Genomic DNA, 1,023 nt, shown 5'->3' with positions numbered 1-1,023 from the left:
TCATCGACGTGTTCATCTGCAAGCTGCGCAAGAAGCTTTCGAGCGCCTGCGGCGGCGAGAATTACATCGAAACCGTCTGGGGCCGCGGCTACGTGCTGCGCGATCCGGGCGAAGAGGCGGAAGCCGCGGCCTAATCCGCGGTGTTTATGCTCGACATTTCTTCTCCTCCCAAGCGAGCAAGAAGGGCAAAGGCGAGCGCCACACCGAACTTCTGCTCCTCACCAAGGGGAAGGGGCGGGCTGCGGTAGTCAAAACAAAACACGCCCGCCGGCGCGCGAACCCAAGAGCGCCTCGACCCTCGGACGCGCTCGCGATGTCGACTAACGGCTTGGGGCCGAATGTAAGACCAATCCAGAGCCGGCCCCGATATACCCTAGCGTCTATGGGCTCACGGGATTGTTATTGTCGTCACTGGCAATGATGAGAGCAACTCCAGCAACAACTGCCAACGCGATCAGTAAGCCAATCATACTCATTCCGGCGATATCTTCTTTGCCTGCAACGGGGGAGGGCTGGCGCTCAGCCGCTTGCGCGGCAACCGGCGCGACCACCAGTGAGAAGACCGATGCGGCAAAAAATAGCTTGCGGACCATTTTGCGGTTCCTCCTGTGGATTTCCGCGGTCCCTATGACACCTGTGTTTCCTCGGCGCAACCCGTTACCTCGTTCCTTCGCCAGGTCTTCGACCGAACGGGAATGCGTGCGCTCCGTTCTTGAATGGGCAGCCGTGGGCTAAGAGCCAAGGTCGGTCGGCGACGCTTCCCGCGTCGCCAAACACTCAGGGGATTTACCGCTCTCTCGCCCGCTTGGCTTCGCGGCGCCGCCTAGACATGAACACCAGCAACAGCTCACACCGGACTGTCTTAACGCCCGCGAGTTTGAGATTCTGCGGCTTATTGTGAGCGGAATGTCCAGTCGGGGGATTGCGGCCGCGGAAGGGATTAGCTTGGCGCGGGCGGAGGATGTCCGCCTTTCGATGATGGACAAGCTGCTGGCTAGGACGAGCGCCGATGCGGTGCGAATT

The 1,023-nt window shown here is 60.5% G+C and carries 2 protein-coding genes and 1 pseudogene; 2 read left to right on the top strand and 1 reads right to left on the bottom strand.

The window, feature by feature from the left end:
- The coding region (locus tag G7B69_RS16625) for a winged helix-turn-helix domain-containing protein (protein ID WP_166181295.1) at positions 1–134 on the top strand (134 nt) is incomplete at its 5' end.
- Between the two features lie 246 nt (positions 135–380).
- Here G7B69_RS16625 and G7B69_RS16620 read toward each other — a convergent pair.
- Complete coding sequence (locus tag G7B69_RS16620) at positions 381–593, bottom strand: hypothetical protein (protein ID WP_166181293.1); 213 nt, start codon at positions 591–593, stop codon at positions 381–383.
- Positions 594–873: 280 nt separating this feature from the next.
- On the opposite strand from G7B69_RS16620, the pseudogene G7B69_RS17130 reads away from it, so the two are divergent.
- Positions 874–1,023: pseudogene (locus G7B69_RS17130) on the top strand (hypothetical protein); the annotation flags it as partial.

Origin of the sequence: Croceibacterium segetis (assembly GCF_011320115.1) — a bacterium.
Taxonomy (GTDB): domain Bacteria; phylum Pseudomonadota; class Alphaproteobacteria; order Sphingomonadales; family Sphingomonadaceae; genus Croceibacterium_B; species Croceibacterium_B segetis.
The sequence above is the reverse complement of the archived record's forward strand: the minus strand, read 5'-3'. Positions and strand labels throughout refer to the sequence as shown.

Excerpts from the sequence above, each read along its gene's own strand:
- G7B69_RS16620 (WP_166181293.1), bottom strand. The coding sequence starts at position 593 with ATGGTCCGCAAGCTATTTTTTGCCGCATCGGTCTTCTCACTGGTGGTC.